This window comes from Rothia kristinae NBRC 15354, assembly GCF_001570865.1.
GTDB lineage: Bacteria > Actinomycetota > Actinomycetes > Actinomycetales > Micrococcaceae > Rothia > Rothia kristinae.
In genome coordinates this window covers 20,838-36,533 of the sequence record NZ_BCSM01000015.1, presented here as the reverse complement: position 1 = coordinate 36,533, position 15,696 = coordinate 20,838, and the positions used below count along the sequence as shown (strand labels likewise).

Here is a 15,696-nt window from a genome sequence, read left to right as displayed (position 1 = left end):
CCGACCTGAGGAGCACCGCTATGGCCGATTCGCCGCGCACCAATCCCTACGACGATCCGGTCTCCCCGCAGACCTCGATGGGCTCCACGGTCCACCGCCCGCGCGGCTCCCGGCGCGCCCCCGGCGGGCAGGCCCCCGGCGACGGCGCCCCCGAGAGCGGCGCCCCTTCGGCCCCGCGCAAGCTGCGCTCGCGCCACGTCACCATGATCACCCTGGGCGGGATCATCGGGGCGAGCCTGTTCGTGGGCTCCGGCAACGTCATCCGCTCCGTGGGTCCCGCCGCCGTGCTGTCCTACCTGCTCGGCGGGCTGCTGGTGTTCCTGGCGATGCGGATGCTGGGGGAGATGGCCGCGGCCCGGCCCGCCATCGGCTCCTTCATGGAGTACGCCCGGGTGGGGTTGGGCGACTGGGCCGCGTACCTGGTGGGCTGGCTGTACTGGTACTTCTGGGTCGGGGTGCTGGCCTACGAGTCCGTGCTCGGCGGGGAGACGCTGCACGGCTGGTTCCCCGTGCTGCCCGCCTGGGCGGGGTCCTTCCTGCTGCTGGCGCTGTTCGTCGGCACCAACATGATCTCGGTGCGCACCTTCGGGGAGGTGGAGTTCTGGCTGGCCAGCATCAAGGTCATCGCGATCGTCGTGTTCCTGGTGGCCGGGCTGCTCTTCGCCCTCGGGCTGTGGCCGGACACCTCGATGAGCGTGTCCAACCTGTGGGCCCACGGCGGCTTCGCCCCGCACGGGTACAGCGTGGCCCTGACCGGGGTGGCGCTGGTGATCTTCTCCTACTTCGGCACGGAGATCGCCGTGATGGCCGCCGCCGAATCCGAGGACCCGGCCAAGGGGGTTCGGCAGGCCACCTCCACGGTGATCTGGCGGATCCTGCTGTTCTTCGTCGGCGCCGTCCTGGTGATCACCATGGTCATCCCGTGGGACGAGCTGCCCGCGCCCACCGACGTCGCCCACGCGCCGTTCACCCTGGTCTTCGCCCGGCTGGGCCTGCCCGGGGCCGACGTCGTGATGCAGCTGATCATCTTCACCGCGGTGCTCTCGGTGCTCAACTCGGGGCTGTACTCCGCCTCCCGGATGTTCGCGGCCCTGGCCCAGCAGGGCTTCGCCCCGCGGATCGTCGCCCGCCGCTCCCGCACCGGGGTGCCCGTGTTCGCGCTGCTGGCCTCGACCATCGGCGGGGTCATCGCCACGATCGTGAACTTCGCGGCCCCGGACTCCGGTGTCTTCGACTTCATCATGAACTCCGCGGGTCTGGTGGCGCTGTTCGTGTACGTGTTCATCGCGCTGACCCAGATGAACCTGCGCCGCCGGATGACGCCGCAGGAGCGGGACGGGCTGCAGCTGAAGGTGTGGTTCCATCCGTGGCTGAACATCCTGCTGATCGGCGGCGTCGCCTTCGTCCTGATCGTGATGCTGTTCAGTCCGGACGGACGCACCCAGGTGTGGACCAGCCTGATCGCCACGGGTGTGCTGGTGGCCTGCTGGCCGCTGGTGCGCCGTTCGCTCACCCGCCGTCGGGCCTGATGAGGCGGGCGAGGCGGGTGCTCAGGCGGCGATGCCCTCCTCGTCCTCATCCACCGGGATCTCCTCGTCCACCACGCGGGTGCGGTGGATGGAGAACCAGTGGGTCAGGCCCATCAGCCCGCCGACCACCACGAGCCACAGCCCCAGGCGCAGGATGTCCCACCAGAAGGGCTGGCCGGGGAAGTACACGAGGGTCTGCACCGCGCGCAGCCAGGCCGCGCCGTTCCAGAAGGTGCTCAGCCCCTGGAAGAAGGCCGGGGCGGTGTGGGCGCTGAAGATCCCCGTGGAGCTGGTGAAGTTCAGCATCACGAAGCACATCACCAGGAACGGCGTGGTCCAGCGGTGCAGGATCGGGTGCAGGGCCACCCCGAGCAGGGAGATGGTGCTCACGTACAGCCAGGACAGCATCAGCACACCCCAGCGGTGCCCGGGGATGGCCTGCATGATGTCGGCGACGACGATGGTCACCAGCGCCGCGATCACGAAGGACACGGCCACGCTGATCAGCAGGCGCCCGAGGTAGCTGACCTTGGCGGTGGCCGCCGCGATCGCGACGGCGGAGGAGTACCCGCCCACGCTCAGGGCCACGAGCATGAAGAAGATGCTCTGCCCGCTGGTGTCCTGCCCGCTGGTGGGCACCACGTCCACGGTCTGCAGGGGCAGGTGCTGCCGGAAGGCGACCGGCCCGAGGACCTGCTGGGCCACCTCCTTGTCCGAGGCGGAGGCGGCGGTGGCCACGTAGAGGGCGGCCTGGTCCTCCCCGGGGGCGTAGGCGGCGACGACGTCGCGATCCCGGACCAGCTGCTGGGCCTGATCGGCGGTGCCCACGGTGCGTACCTGCAGGTCCCCGTCCGCGGCGTCGTTCAGGGACTGGGCGAAGGCCGCGGTCTGCTCGCCCTGCCCGACCACCGCGACGGGCAGGTGGTGGGGGCTGGGGGCGTGGAAGGCGCCGAGGTAGGCCAGGGCCATGCCGGTGCCCAGGAACAGCGGGGTGATCAGGTGCGTCAGGAGGGTCCTCCAGAACTCCCCGGAGCGGAAGGGCCCGCGGATCCGCCGGCGGGAGCGGCCATGGGCGGCCGCGGAGCTGGTGCGTCGGGCGGAGGCGGGGGAGGAGCCGGGGGTCTGGGGGGAGCGCTCCGGCAGGGGCCGGGGTGCCGGGCTCTGGGGTGCGGCGGGGGCGTGCAGGTCGGTGGCTGCGGACATGCGGGTGCTTTCGACGGTGCGAGCGGGACGAAAATACATCGTGCCACTATATAAATGGTCGAGCAACCCCCTCGCCCCCTCCTCCGCACAACTGGAGATGCCTCTCATCTCGGGACGCCACGCGTCCCGTGATGAGAGGCATCTCCAGTTCTGCGGTGAGGAGGGAGGGTAGGGGGGTCAGTGGGACCCGCAGCCGCAGGAGCCGCCGCAGCAGCCTCCGCCCTGCTGGGCGTCCGCCTCCGCATCCGCCTCCGGGAGACCATCCCCGACGTCCCCGCCCATGAGGTTGCGTCGGTTCCCGATGTCGGGTCCGCCCCGCGGGGTCTCCCGCACCCCGGCCAGGGTCGCGGCGAATCCCGCGGGTCCCTGGGTGCCGGCGGCACCCGCACCACCCGCGGCGATCCCGGCGCCGGCGATCCGCGCCCCGGCTGCGGGGCCGCCCGCCCCGGGCATCCCGACGGCGCCCCCGCCGGGTCCGCAGGCGGCGCCCGTGGAGGAGAAGCGGGGGTCCTTGCGCTTCGGGACCCGGGCGCGGGCGAAGCGGCGCATCTGCTCGGCGGTCGGATACGTCCAGGAGGCCACGATCTGCGGGCCCAGCAGCGTGATCGGCAGGACCTGCTCGCCGGAGGCCGCGACCATGTCCGCCACGTGCTCGCATTCCTCGAAGGCCCAGTCGTGCGTGCCGCGGCTGTACACCGTGATCGGCAGCCCCTCCTCCAGCAGCTCCTCCGCGGCGTCCAGGAACGCCTCCCGCTCGGCGTCCTCGGGCCCGCCGTCCGGGATGAACACCTCCACCTCGGTCAGATCCATGCTCGTCTCCACATCTCAGTCCCGCGCGGCGGCCTCGTCGAGGAGCACATCCGCGGCCAGCTTGCCCAGGGCGTGGGAGGCCAGCGGCGAGTCCCCGGTCAGCAGGTTGCGGTCCCGGTGCACGGCGCCGGTCATGTCCTCGTTGAGCACCTTCAGCCCCTGCTTGCCCAGCTCCTCGGCCACCAGCCAGCGCAGGTGTCCCGGCAGGTAGCCGATCTCCACGTTGGGGCCCTCATCCAGGGCATCCGGGAACACGGTGATCTCGTACCCGGCGAAGTGGGACTCCTCCCGCCCCAGCCCCGAGGCCAGCAGCGCGGCGGGCCCGTGGCACAGGGTGATCAGGGTGCGCTGGCGGTCCTGCACGAAGTCCAGGACCTGCTGCACCAGCTCGGACTCGGGCAGGTCGTTGACCGCGCCGTGCCCGCCGGGGATGAACACACCCAGGTAGTCCGAGTCCTCGCCGAGCTCGCTCTCCACGAGGTCGGAGAGCTTGCGCGGGTTCTTCAGCTGCTGCTTGAACCGCTCGAAGGTGTCCTTCACGGCCTCGTCCTCGGCGGGCATGGCCCACAGCTCCAGCTTCACCGGGGCGCCGGTGATGGTCGCGATCTCCACCTCGAAGCCGGCGTCGGCGAGGTGCTTGAGCGGCAGCAGCATCTCCACGGGGTGGTTGCCGGTGGAGAAGAACCTCCCCTCCTCGGTCATCAGGTACCGCTCCTCGGTGCCGATCATCAGCACCTTCCAGCGGCCCCCGGTGTACTCGCCCTCGTGCTCGACGCCGTCGAAGTCGGTCCTCGGCGGGACGTACTGGGACAGGGAGTAGGGGGAGGGGAAGAAGGCGTCGTCCTCGGCCGGGTCGGCCTGCGGGGTGCGGTCCTGATCCTGCTCGCTCACGGGAGCCTCCTGCCGGTCATCGTGTGCTTCGCACCCTGGTCAACCCGCGATCCCGCGCCGGTATTCCCCCGGAGACGACGCCGCCCGGCCTCCCCGGGGAGGCGGGGAGCCGGGCGGCGTCGGGAGGAGCGGGAGCTCACCCGCGGCGGGCGCGGGCCTTCTTCGCGGCGTCCTGGTCGATCCAGAACTGGCGGGTGGTCACCTCGTCCTCGCCGTCCCAGACCTCCAGGTTCTTCAGCCACGGCTCATCCGAGGCCCGGAAGATCGGCTCCTGGCCGCTGCGCCGCTGCCGCTCGTAGTTGCGCAGCACCCGCGCGGCCACCCCGGACAGCGCGCAGATCGCGATGAGGTTCAGCAGCGTCATGACGGCCATGAACACATCCGCCAGGGACCACACCAGGTCCAGGGCCACCACGGTCCCGGTGAACACGCACACCAGCACCAGGAGGCGGAAGACCTGCAGGACCCACCGCTTCTCGGTGAGGAACTCGATGTTGGACTCGCCGTAGTAGTAGTTGCCGATCACCGAGGAGTACGCGAACAGGAAGATCGCCACGGTCAGGAAGTGCACGGCCCATCCGCCCAGCTGCGCGGCCAGGGCGTTCTGGGTCAGGGAGGCGCCCTCCGCGGAGTCCCCGAAGGCGGGTTCGGACAGCAGAACGATGAACGCGGTGATGGAGCAGACCACCAGGGTGTCGAAGTACACGCCGAGGGACTGCACGAAGCCCTGCTTGGCCGGGTGGGACACGGCCGCCGTCGCCCCGGCGTTCGGCGCCGAGCCCATGCCGGCCTCGTTGGAGAACAGCCCGCGGCGCACCCCCTGCATGATCACGCCGATCACGCCGCCGGTCACGAACTCCCGGATCCCGAAGGCCCCCTCGAAGATCTGCGCGATCACGTGCGGGACCTCCCCGAGGTTCATGACCACCACGATCAGCCCCAGCAGGATGTACAGGATCGCCATGACGGGCACGAGGATCTGGGTGACCGCGGAGATGGAGCGGACCCCGCCGAAGATGATCAGCGCGGTGATCGCGGTCAGGATGATCCCGAGGATGACCTTCAGGGCGGTGGAGGAGGCGAACTCCGGGGCCACCCCGTTCAGGGATTCGGACACGGCGTCGGCGATGGAGTTGGACTGGACCATGTTGAACACGAAGCCGTAGGTCACGCAGATGATCACCGCGAACAGCACGCCCATCCACCGGGCGTTCAGCCCGCGCGTCATGTAGTACGCCGGCCCGCCGATGTAGGAGTCCTTCCCGTGGTGCTTGTACAGCTGCGCGAGCAGCGACTCCACGAAGGCGCTCGCGGCGCCGATCGTGGCGATCAGCCACATCCAGAACACCGCGCCGGGCCCGCCCACGGTGATGGCGATGGCGACGCCGGCGATGTTGGCGGTGCCCACCCGGGAGGCGGCGGAGATGGTGAAGGCGCGGAAGGAGGAGATCTGCTTGCGTCCGTCCGCGCGGGTGCCGCTGGGCTCCCCGATGACGCGGAACATCTCGCCGATGCTGCGCACCTGCACCGCGCGGGTGCGGGCGGTGAGGAACAGTCCGGCGGCGATGAGCACGGCGAACATCACGTACCAGATGTACTCGCCGACGGTCGCGACGACGCTCTGCAGGGAGTCCATGGCGGGCCCCTTTCGAAAGGTGCGGTGGGTGTGCGGCGCCGACCGCGGAGCCGCAGGGGGCTCCACCGGGTGCGATGCCGCGGGGGTGGCCCCGGACCGGCGCGCGCATGAGGTATGGGCAACAGGGTACCGGCTCCCGGTCCGTTGGGTGACCCTCGGGGGTCGGCCTCCGGCGCCTCAGGTCTCCTCGTCGGGAGCCCGACGGGCCGCGGCGATCAGCCGGGTCATGCTGCGGTGCAGCTGCCGGACGTCTGCCAGGGACAGGTCCAGCCGGCGCATCATCCGCTCCGGGATCTCCTCGGCCTGCTCGCGCAGCTTCCGTCCCGCGTCGGTGAGGCCCAGCAGCACGGAGCGCTCGTCCTCCGGGTCCCGCTGCCGGTGCACGTAGCCGATCTGCTCCAGGCGGCGCACCAGCGGGGAGAGGGTGCCCGGATCCATCCCCAGCATCCCCGCCAGCGTCTTCTGGTTCATCCGCTCGTGCTCCCACAGGGCCAGCATCACCAGGTACTGCGGGTGGGTGAGGTTCAGCGGCGCCAGCACGGGGCGGTAGGCGGCGATGACGCTGCGGGAGGCCAGGGCCAGGGCGAAGCAGACCTGGCTCTCCAGGGCGAGCGGATCCCCCGGCGTCATCTCCTGCTCGCTGTCCACGGCGCTCCTCCCGCTCTTCCGGTCGCGGCACCCATGCTAGACCAGCGCACCCCGCACCAATGATTGGGGCACCAATGATTGGTGTACCCTGGGTGGGAATCGATGCGCGAGGGCATCGAGACGCGAGACGAGGAGGACCTCATGGACAAGCCCACCGGCAACGACTCCTTCGGCTGGGGATTCCGGCTGGGCAACCGCATCCTCTGGCTGCTGCTGCATGTGGTGGGCCCGGCCCAGGGCAGCTCCAGCAGCGACCCCCAGCTGCGCACCCAGCGCGAGTATGAGCGCCGCCGGGAGCTGCACCGGCGGTGGAAGGAGACCCGCGGGGCCGGCGGGAGCTGAAGCGGACCGAGCGAGCCCTGAGGGGAAGGCCGGAGCGGAAGGCCGCGTCCGAGCCCCGAGGCTGCTCCCACCCGCACGGGCGATCCTTCCTCTAGAGTCATAGCGTCCCGCGCGCCAGGCGCGGGCTCGCACACCGATCGTGGGGAGGCCGCCGTGCTGGGAGTGGAGATCGTCATCGCCTTGGGAGTGGCGATCCTGCTGGGGCAGATGACGGCCACGCGCGTGCGCCTGGCCCCACCCATCGTGCTCATGGTGTTCGGGGTGGCCATGAACCTCATCCCATCGCTGCGCCAGGTGGGGCTGCCCGCGGAGATCGTGCTGGTGGTGTTCCTGCCGATCCTGCTGTACTGGGACTCCCTGAACACCTCGGTGCGCGAGATCCGACGGGTCCTGCGGGGGGTGATCCTCAACGGGACCCTGCTCGTGGTGTTCACCGCCGCCGCGGTCGCGCTCGTCGCTCGCGCCTGCGGACTCAGCTGGGGCACCGCCTGGCTGATCGGCGCCGCGGTGGCCCCGACGGACGCCACCGCCGTGTCCGTGCTGGGTCGCGGCCTGTCCCGCCGGGCCACCACCGTGCTCAAGGCCGAATCGCTGATCAACGACGGCACCGCCCTGGTGGTCTTCGCCCTGGCCGTGGAGGTGGCCAGCGGGGAGGGTCACATCACCTGGGGTCACGCCAGCGGGATGTTCGCCGTCTCCTTCCTCGGCGGAACCGCGATCGGACTGGCCGTGGGCTGGCTGATCGGGCAGGTGGCCCGGCGCATGACGGTGCCCGTGTACATCAACGTGCTCATGCTGCTGACCCCGTTCCTCGCCTACCTCGCGGCCGAAGCCGTGGAGGCCTCCGGGGTGCTCGCCGTCGTGGTGTGCGGGCTCTACTTCTCCCAGATCGCCCCGCGACACTTCTCCGCCCGGTCCCGCCAGATCGCCAATCCGTTCTGGTCGATGATCACCTTCCTCATCAACGGCGCCCTGTTCGTGCTCGTCGGCGCGCAGCTGCCCTCCGCGGTGGGCGGCCTGCGCTCGGATGGGCTGTGGCATGCGCTGGGGGTGATCCTCGCCGTGTACGCGACCACCGTGGCGGCTCGCTTCGTCTTCCTGCACGTGTCCATCGGGCTGATCCGGCTGCTGGACCGCCGCCCCATCCAGCGGACCATGCGCACCACCTTCCCGGAGCGGGTGGTCAACGTGCTGGCGGGGTTCCGCGGGGCCGTGTCTCTGGCGGTGGGTCTGTCCGTGCCCCTGACCCTCGCCGACGGCTCCGCCTTCCCCTCTCGGGATCTGATCGTGCTGGTGGTGGCCGGCGTCGTCGTGCTGTCCCTGGTGGTGCAGGGGGTGGTGTTCCCGGTGGCGGTGCGCTGGGCCGTGCGGGACCAGCCGGAGGACGACGACGCCGGGGGCGCGACCGAGCGGGCCTGGATCCGCACGCACCGGGAGCTGCTCGCGGTGCTGCCGGAGCTGGCCCGTCAGAATGGGATCTCCGATGAGGTGCTCGGGGAGTTCCAGCGTCGTTACGAGCAGATCCGCCGCCCATGGGAGGAATCCGCGGGGGACCCGGAGGCGCGGGAGGTGCTGGAGGAACGGCGCCGGCAGCAGCGGCGCATGCAGCTGGGCGTGCTGCGGCACAAACGGGCCGCGATGGTGCGCCAGCGCGACGAGGGCCTGCTGGATGACGAGGCCCTGTCCGAGATCATGCAGCGCCTGGACATGGAGGAGCTGCGCCTGACCGGCCCCGCCGAGATCGAGTAGGGGCCGACGGGGCCGGCGGGAGCGGGCCGCCCGGACGGGAGTGGGCCGGGCCGGCGTCGTCGGCTACAGCACCCCGCGGGGGTCGATGAGGAAGCGACCCAGGGCGAAGTACTCCGCGGCGTCGGAGATCAGCACCAGACCCAGCAGCCCGACCCCCAGGGGCAGGAGCACGTTGAGCACCGGGCGGAAGCGCTCCCACCAGCCGCCCACCGTGCGGGCGACGGCGCGGTGCCGGTTGGCCAGCACCGCCAGGCACAGCACGAACAGCGGCGCCTGGGAGACCACCGCCCAGATGATCTGCCCCGCGATCACGGCCCACAGCGGCTGATCCCCGGACAGCCCCACGGCCACGATGAACGGGGGGTCCGTGGTCACGATCGCCACGAAGCCCACGGCCACCGCCAGCAGCCCCCAGGAGCTGCGGTTGCGCTCCGGGCGCGGTGGGCGGTTCCGGCGCCGCCACGCCCAGCCAGCCCAGCCCAGGGCCACCAGGCCCAGGAGCAGCTCGACGCCGGCGGCCCCCGCCCCGGCGCGCAGCCAGTGCCCCCACGGGATGTCCGCCAGGGACCTCCCGAACACCAGGGACAGCGCGATCCCCCAGGCGATGGTCCCGCCGATGAGCACCGCGCCGAAGCCGAACACGGACCGGCGCACGGCCCGGGCGGCGTCGGGGGTTGTGCGGGCGGCCATGAACACCGCGGCGATCAGCAGGGGCCCCGGATCGAAGCCGCCCAGGGCCAGGCCCGCGCAGGCGGCGAGGTACGCCGGGATGCTCATGCCGAGCTGACGGACTCGGCGCCGGCGGTGCGCCCGGCGGGGCGGGCCCCGGGGGCCGGGCGTACGAACGGGAAGGCCAGCACCCCGCGGATCGGGGCGTCGGTGAGCATCATGATCAGCCGGTCGATGCCGATGCCCAGCCCGCCCGTGGGCGGCAGGCCCGTCTCCAGGGCGGCCAGGAAGTCCTCGTCGATCTGCATCGCCTCCGGGTTTCCGGCGGCGGCCTTGAGAGACTGCTCGGTCAGGCGGCGGCGCTGCTCCAGGGCGTCGGCCATCTCCGAGTAGGCGGTGCCCATCTCGGTGCCGTTGATCACCAGGTCCCACCGCTCGGCCAGCCCGGGGATGCTGCGGTGCGGGCCGGCCAGCGGCGAGGTCTCCACCGGGAAGTCGCGGTAGAAGGTCGGGCGCACCGTCTTGGCCTCCACCAGCTCGCCGTACAGCTCCTCGATCACCGCGCCCGGGCCCATGTCGTCCCGGACGTGGATCTCGTGCTCGGCGGCCAGGCGCATCAGCACCTCGAAGTCCGTGTCCAGGTCGATGCGACGGCCCACGGCCGCGGAGACCGCATCCAGCACGCTGACCACGGGCCACTCGCCGGAGACGTCGGTGAGCACGGCCGGGGTGCTCGGATCCTTGGGGTGCTCCCCGTGGCGCAGCGGCAGCTGCTCGGCGTCGAACACCGCGCGCGCGGCGCTCTTGATGATCCGCTCGGTCAGCAGGCGCATCGCGTCGTAGTCGGCGTAGGGCTGGTAGGCCTCCAGCACCGTGAACTCGGGGTTGTGGGTGGCATCCGCCCCCTCGTTGCGGAAGTCCCGGCCCAGCTCGTACACCGGGCCCATGTCCCCGACTACCAGGCGCTTCAGGTACAGCTCCGGGGCGATGCGCAGGGTTAGATCCACCCCGTAGGCGTTGATGAAGGTCTTGAAGGGCCGGGCGGAGGCGCCGCCGTGCACGGTGTTGAGCATCGGCGTCTCCACCTCCAGGAAGCCGTCCGCATCCAGGGTGCGTCGGATCGCCCGGATGGTCTGCGCTCGCACGCGCAGGCGCCGGGACTCCTCCGGGTTGACGATCAGGTCCACCGAGCGGCGGCGCAGCCGGGCCTCCGGGTCCGTGAAGGAGCCGAAGGGGATGGGATGCAGGCACTTGGACAGGATCCGCCAGGACTCGGCCAGCAGGGACGGGGTGCCGGTGCGGGAGGCGCCCAGCCTGCCGCGGATCAGCACGTGGTCCCCGGTGTCCGCCCAGCGCACCCGGCGCAGGGACTCCTCGCCGAGCACTGCGCGCTCCAGCATCGCCTGGATCGTGTGCCCGTGCTCGGTCAGCTCCAGGAACGCCACCCCGCCGTGGCGGCGGATGGACCGGATCCGCCCGACGACGGCGGCCGTGGTCCCCGCCGGCTCCTGCGCGAGCATCCGGGCCAGCGCGGACACGCTCACGCCCTGACCGTCGCCCTTCGGGTAGGGCTCCAACCCGGCCGCGCGCATCTGCTCCAGGTGCGCGATGCGGTGGCGAGTCTGGTCGCTCCACTCCGGGGTGAGGTCATCGGCGCCCACGCGCTGACGCTCCAGCTCCCGCAGGGCGGCGAGGTTCTCCGGGGACAGCCTGGGGTGCGCGGGGGTCTTGGGCAGCAGCCACTGCGGCAGGAAGCCCTCCGCAACCCCGGAGGCCAGGGCCACGTTGACGGTGGACAGCTTGGAGTCCAGGCACAGGTAGCGCGGGACCCATTCGGGGTGGAAGCGCTGGTTGAACTGGTACAGCCGCTCCAGCTGCAGGAACCGGTCCAGCACCCCCAGCACGGAGGAGTTGAAGCGGGTCCAGGCGCTGGCGCCGAACTCGTGGGAGCGGGCGAAGGTCTCCCGGAACATCGCGAAGTTCAGGGACACGCGGGTGATGCCCAGCTCCTCGGCCTCCCCCAGCAGCTTCGCGATCATGAACTCGGTGGTGCCGTTGGGGGAGTCCGGGGAGCGGCGCATCACGTCCAGGGAGATCCCGGAGGCCCCCCAGGGGACGAAGGAGAGCAGGCCGACGGCGGCGCCGTCGGCGGTGTGCGCGGTGACCAGCAGGCAGCGGGCATCCGCGGGATCGCCGAGGCGGCTCAGCGCCATGGAGAAGCCGCGCTCGGTGTCCCCGTGGCGCCAGGAGTCCGTGTGCTCGATGACGGCGCGCAGCTCCTCGTCGCTGAGGTCCCCGTGGCGGCGCACGCGCAGCGTCATCCCGGCCCGCTCCAGGCGGGCGACGGTGTGGCGCATCTCCGTCATGGAGGTGTTGTTCAGGGAGAAGCGCTCCGGGTGGATGATCGCCTCGTCACCCAGGGGGATCACGGACATGCCGGTGCGAACATATGCGGGGGCGCCGGCCTTGGAGGCGCTGATCACGGCGGGGATCCAGCCGTAGGTGCGCGCCTCCTTCTTCCACTCGCGGATCGCCGCGTCCCAGGAGGCCGGATCCCCGATGGGGTCTCCGGCGGCCAGGGACACCGACCGGATCACCCGGTAGGCCACGGCGGCCCGCCCGTCCGGGGAGAAGATCACGGACTTCTCCCGCCGAGTGGCGAAGTAGGACAGGGAGTCCTGCCCGCCGTATTCGTGCAGCAGCCGGCGCAGGTGCATCTCCCGCTCCTCGGTCCAGGAGTGCACGGGCTTGCCGGAGCGCAGGAACACCCAGATCGCCGCGATCGCGACGACGCCGTAGATGGTGGTGATGGTCTGGACCTGCCAGCGCTGCACGTGCGGCAGGCTGTGGATGGCCCACCCGGTGTTCACCCCGAGGGCCCGCAGCATCAGGGTGCCGAAGTGCGTCCAGGAGCTCACCGGCAGCACCAGCCAGGAGGCCACCAGGGCGAGGAGGAAGCCGCCGCCGAGCACGGCCAGGGCCATCCCGTAGGAGGAGCGCAGGGTGCGGGCGGGGAAGGCCCGCCGGGCCCGCACCAGGAGCACGGTGAGCACCACGCCGATGATCACGCTGATCGCGTTCGCCCCGATGGCCACCCACAGCCCGGAGGGCGGCTCCTCCTCGAGGGTCCAGGGCAGGGAGATCGTGGAGACCAGGGCCAGCGCGGAGCCGGCGACCTGGAAGAACAGGGCCGCCCACAGCCCGGCCCGCTTGCGCCGCATCAGCGCCCAGAAGATGACGATCGAGGCGACCGTGGCGATCAGGCTGCGCTCCACGGGCAGGTTCAGCACGTAGGCCGCGAACTCGATGAAGCTGAAGCCGCCGCGCAGCGGGGTGCCGATCAGCAGGGCGATGTTGACGATGACGGCCCCCGCATACATCCACGTCAGGCAGCGGGCCGTGCGCTCCCCGGGTGCTGTCTTCACGGTGCGGGTCTTCATGGCGGTGTGGCTCCTCGGTGGCGGGTGCGGATCGGCCGCGGTGAGCGGTGCGGCGGTGCGGTGGGTGAGCGGGGGCGTTCGGCTCAGGTGGCAGTGGGGGCGAAGTACGGGCTGGTCCGGCCCAGCCACTGCAGCCCCTGCTCCATCCCGGGCAGCCACACATCCAGCCGGTGCCCGCCCACGGGCACGGTGTTCACGGACAGGGAGGTGGGTGCGCGCACGGAGCGGCGGAAGGCCTCGGCGGCCGGCCAGGAGAGGGTGTCGTCGGTGGAGGAGTAGTAGTACAGCGCGACGTCGGGGGCCTCGTCGCGGGCGATGCGGGCCAGGTCGTACTTGGGGTCCCGGGCCTCGGTCCACTGCTGCGCGCCGGTGTAGATGGGGCTGAAGTACCCGGACTGGATCATGGCGGTGCCGAACAGGTCCGGGTGGCGCAGGGTGAGCATGGCCGAGCACCAGCCGCCGGCGCTGTAGCCCTCGGTGGACCAGGCGCGGGGGTCGTCGATGGTGCGCAGGTTCTGGCGCAGCCACGGCACCACGTCCCGGGTCACGTAGCTCTCCGCCTTGGGGGTGCCCATCCCGTGCACGGGGCGGTCCCCGTCCACGCACTCGCTGTCGTAGCTGCCGGGGGAGACGTTGGGCACCACGAAGATCGCCTCGCGCATGCTGCGGTTCTGCGCGGCGTCGGCGATCATCTGCCCGTAGTCCACGGATTTCGAGTAGGTCGCGGGGGAGCCGGGGAAGCCGGTGAAGCCCAGGATCACGGGGTAGAAGCGGTCCGGGTGGCTGAGGTAGGAGGCGGGCAGCCAGATCATGAGGTCGTTGGCCTGCCCGGTGACGGGGCCCTTGAAGTGGAAGGTGAGGTACTGCCCGTCCTCGGCGTCGCGGTCCAGCAGGTGCCCGAACTGCGGGTTGTCCTCCGGGTGGGACTGCAGCTCGGTGGGGGTCTGGCGCACGGTCGCGGGGGTGGTCACGGCCGCAGGTACCGCGCCGTAGTGGGTGGTGGTGGCCGCGGGGGCGGGACCCGCGGTGAGCTCATCCCAGCTGGTGTACCAGTTGTTGTCCCGGTTCAGCAGCGCCGCGACGCTGGCCAGGGCGAGTGCGGCCACCAGCACCAGGCTCACGGCCTGCACGAGGTAGCGCAGCCAGCCGGTCCGGCGCATCCGCGGCGGCAGGAACACGGCGAGGAGGAAGACGACGACGGTCACCGCCAGCAGCGTGCCGATGAAGCCCAACCCGGTGATCTCGAAGGCCTTCACCCGTATCCTCTCCCCGTGGTGCGAGGGCCGGCGGAACGCGCGCGGCCCGAGGGGCAGGATACGAGAGATTCATGGGAATTTCCCGCACGAGACGCCCCCTCAACCTCTATCTCCGCCCGCCCCTTCCGCGCCGAGTCATCGATTCCGACGGATTTTCGGCCGGATTCTCGTCGGAATCGATGATTCGGCGCGGGGGGGTCAGGCGAGGAGGGTCAGTCAGGCGCGGGCCCGGCTGCGGGGGCCGAGGACGGCGGCGCCGGCCAGGGCGGCCACCGCGGAGCCGGTGAGGATGCCGATCTTCGCGGCGTCGTTCAGGGCCGAGCCGGGCTCGAAGCCCAGCTCCGCGATCAGCAGGGAGACGGTGAAGCCGATGCCGGCCAGCAGGGACACCCCCACCACGTCCAGCCAGCGCAGGGACGGGTCCAGGCGGGTGCCGGGCAGGCGGGTCACCAGCCAGGTGGCTCCGGTGATGCCCACGGCCTTGCCGAGCACCAGCCCCAGCACCACGCCCAGGCCCGCGGGGGAGGTGGCGGCCTCGGCGAAGCCGGACCATCCGCCCACCGCGACCCCGGCGGACAGGAACGCGAACACGGGCACGCACACCCCGGCGGACAGGGGGCGCAGGTGGTGCTCCATGGCCTCGGCGAGGCTGTGCCCGGCGTCGTCGGGGGTGCGCCGCCCGGGCAGCACCGGCACGCACAGGCCCAGCAGGACCCCGGCGATGGTCGCGTGGATCCCGGAGCCGACGAACAGCGCCCAGACGAGGAAGCCCAGGGGCAGCAGGAGCAGCCAGGTGGCCCCCACGCGGCGCAGGAACACGGCCTGCAACCGCTGGGCGAGCAGGGCGTAGGCCAGCAGCGGCAGCACGGCCAGGCCCAGGTAGAGCAGGTGCACCTGCTCCGTGTAGAACACGGCGATGATGGTGATGGCCAGGAGGTCATCCACCACGGCCAGGGTCAGCAGGAACAGCCGCAGCGCGGAGGGCAGGTTCCGCCCGATGACGGCGAGCACGGCCACCGCGAAGGCGATGTCCGTGGCGGTGGGCACGGCCCAGCCGCGGGCCGCCTCCGCGGGGGAGTCCGGCATCATCGCGGTGACGCCGAGGAAGATCAGGGCGGGTACGATGACCCCGCCGACCGCCGCGGCGACCGGCACGAGGGCCTTGCCCGGATCCCGCAGGTCCCCGTCGAGGATCTCCTTCTTCAGCTCCAGGCCCACGAGGAAGAAGAACACCGCCAGGAGCCCGTCCGAGGCCCAGTGCCCGAGGGACAGGTGCAGGGGCAGAGGCCCGAGGTCGACGTCGAGATGGTGATCCCGGACGCCGAAGTAGGTCGGGGCGAGGCCGGAGTTGGCCAGGATGAGCGCGGCCAGGGTGGCCAGCAGCAGGAGCGCCCCGCCCGCGGCCTCGCTGCGCAGGAGGGAGCCGAGGCGGGAGAGGAGGGCGGGCGGCGTCGGGGAGTCGGCGGTCATGGTGCTCGCTTTCGCGGTCGGCGTCCGCTGGGGACGGGTGAGACGAGGATGCG

12 protein-coding genes are annotated in these 15,696 nt (G+C 71.6%); 3 read left to right on the top strand and 9 right to left on the bottom strand.

All coding sequences use genetic code 11. The features are described 5' to 3' along the window. Nucleotides 1-20 precede the first annotated feature (20 nt). Nucleotides 21-1,529: an amino acid permease gene (locus KKR01S_RS09180; protein ID WP_232238553.1), complete on the top strand. Its 1,509-nt coding sequence runs from the start codon at nucleotides 21-23 to the stop codon at nucleotides 1,527-1,529. Between the two features lie 21 nt (nucleotides 1,530-1,550). On the opposite strand, the gene KKR01S_RS09175 is transcribed toward KKR01S_RS09180, so the two are convergent. From KKR01S_RS09175 to KKR01S_RS09155, 5 genes are all read right to left on the bottom strand, one after another. Continuing rightward, entirely contained in the window at nucleotides 1,551-2,732 is a 1,182-nt protein-coding gene (locus tag KKR01S_RS09175; RefSeq protein ID WP_061225838.1) for an ABC transporter permease, read from the bottom strand. A gap of 177 nt (nucleotides 2,733-2,909) precedes the next feature. Next, nucleotides 2,910-3,542 (bottom strand): arsenic metallochaperone ArsD family protein, encoded by a 633-nt coding sequence (locus KKR01S_RS09170; protein WP_061225837.1) that lies wholly within the window; start codon nucleotides 3,540-3,542, stop codon nucleotides 2,910-2,912. Nucleotides 3,543-3,557: 15 nt separating this feature from the next. Then, nucleotides 3,558-4,433, bottom strand: a complete 876-nt coding sequence (gene hchA / locus KKR01S_RS09165; protein WP_061225836.1) for a glyoxalase III HchA — start codon at nucleotides 4,431-4,433, stop codon at nucleotides 3,558-3,560. Between the two features lie 136 nt (nucleotides 4,434-4,569). Then, complete coding sequence (locus KKR01S_RS09160; protein WP_061225835.1) at nucleotides 4,570-6,069, bottom strand: alanine/glycine:cation symporter family protein; 1,500 nt, start codon at nucleotides 6,067-6,069, stop codon at nucleotides 4,570-4,572. Nucleotides 6,070-6,246: 177 nt separating this feature from the next. Beyond that, the gene (locus KKR01S_RS09155) at nucleotides 6,247-6,717 is read right to left on the bottom strand and encodes a MarR family winged helix-turn-helix transcriptional regulator (protein WP_311197652.1); all 471 of its coding nucleotides are present in this window, start codon (nucleotides 6,715-6,717) and stop codon (nucleotides 6,247-6,249) included. A gap of 102 nt (nucleotides 6,718-6,819) precedes the next feature. Here KKR01S_RS09155 and KKR01S_RS09150 point away from each other — a divergent pair, with 102 nt between their 5' ends. After that, the gene (locus tag KKR01S_RS09150; RefSeq protein ID WP_217995745.1) at nucleotides 6,820-7,059 is read left to right on the top strand and encodes a hypothetical protein; all 240 of its coding nucleotides are present in this window, start codon (nucleotides 6,820-6,822) and stop codon (nucleotides 7,057-7,059) included. A gap of 153 nt (nucleotides 7,060-7,212) precedes the next feature. Then, nucleotides 7,213-8,808: a Na+/H+ antiporter gene (locus tag KKR01S_RS09145; RefSeq protein WP_058730936.1), complete on the top strand. Its 1,596-nt coding sequence runs from the start codon at nucleotides 7,213-7,215 to the stop codon at nucleotides 8,806-8,808. A 63-nt stretch (nucleotides 8,809-8,871) separates the two neighbouring features. Here the strand turns inward: KKR01S_RS09145 and KKR01S_RS09140 are convergent, their stop codons facing one another. The 4 genes from KKR01S_RS09140 to nhaA all read right to left on the bottom strand — a co-directional run bounded on the left by KKR01S_RS09140 (nucleotide 8,872) and on the right by nhaA (nucleotide 15,643). Continuing rightward, a complete protein-coding gene (locus KKR01S_RS09140; protein ID WP_058730937.1) occupies nucleotides 8,872-9,585 on the bottom strand; it encodes a hypothetical protein in 714 nt (237 codons plus the stop codon). Further along, complete coding sequence (gene lysX / locus KKR01S_RS09135) at nucleotides 9,582-12,917, bottom strand: bifunctional lysylphosphatidylglycerol synthetase/lysine--tRNA ligase LysX (protein WP_081101677.1); 3,336 nt, start codon at nucleotides 12,915-12,917, stop codon at nucleotides 9,582-9,584. The genes KKR01S_RS09140 and lysX overlap by 4 nt, the downstream gene beginning before the upstream one ends. A gap of 83 nt (nucleotides 12,918-13,000) precedes the next feature. Beyond that, nucleotides 13,001-14,173 (bottom strand): alpha/beta hydrolase, encoded by a 1,173-nt coding sequence (locus tag KKR01S_RS09130; protein WP_058730938.1) that lies wholly within the window; start codon nucleotides 14,171-14,173, stop codon nucleotides 13,001-13,003. 216 nt (nucleotides 14,174-14,389) lie between these two features. Next, the gene (nhaA, locus tag KKR01S_RS09125) at nucleotides 14,390-15,643 is read right to left on the bottom strand and encodes a Na+/H+ antiporter NhaA (protein ID WP_058743535.1); all 1,254 of its coding nucleotides are present in this window, start codon (nucleotides 15,641-15,643) and stop codon (nucleotides 14,390-14,392) included. Nucleotides 15,644-15,696 lie beyond the last annotated feature (53 nt).

What these genes read in the sequence shown, in the direction of transcription:
- KKR01S_RS09180 (WP_232238553.1), top strand. Translation starts at nt 21, where the DNA reads ATGGCCGATTCGCCGCGCACCAATCCCTACGACGATCCGGTCTCCCCG.
- KKR01S_RS09175 (WP_061225838.1), bottom strand. Translation starts at nt 2,732, where the DNA reads ATGTCCGCAGCCACCGACCTGCACGCCCCCGCCGCACCCCAGAGCCCG.
- KKR01S_RS09170 (WP_061225837.1), bottom strand. Translation starts at nt 3,542, where the DNA reads ATGGATCTGACCGAGGTGGAGGTGTTCATCCCGGACGGCGGGCCCGAG.
- KKR01S_RS09160 (WP_061225835.1), bottom strand. Translation starts at nt 6,069, where the DNA reads ATGGACTCCCTGCAGAGCGTCGTCGCGACCGTCGGCGAGTACATCTGG.
- KKR01S_RS09150 (WP_217995745.1), top strand. Translation starts at nt 6,820, where the DNA reads ATGCGCGAGGGCATCGAGACGCGAGACGAGGAGGACCTCATGGACAAG.
- KKR01S_RS09140 (WP_058730937.1), bottom strand. Translation starts at nt 9,585, where the DNA reads ATGAGCATCCCGGCGTACCTCGCCGCCTGCGCGGGCCTGGCCCTGGGC.
- lysX (WP_081101677.1), bottom strand. Translation starts at nt 12,917, where the DNA reads ATGAAGACCCGCACCGTGAAGACAGCACCCGGGGAGCGCACGGCCCGC.
- nhaA (WP_058743535.1), bottom strand. Translation starts at nt 15,643, where the DNA reads ATGACCGCCGACTCCCCGACGCCGCCCGCCCTCCTCTCCCGCCTCGGC.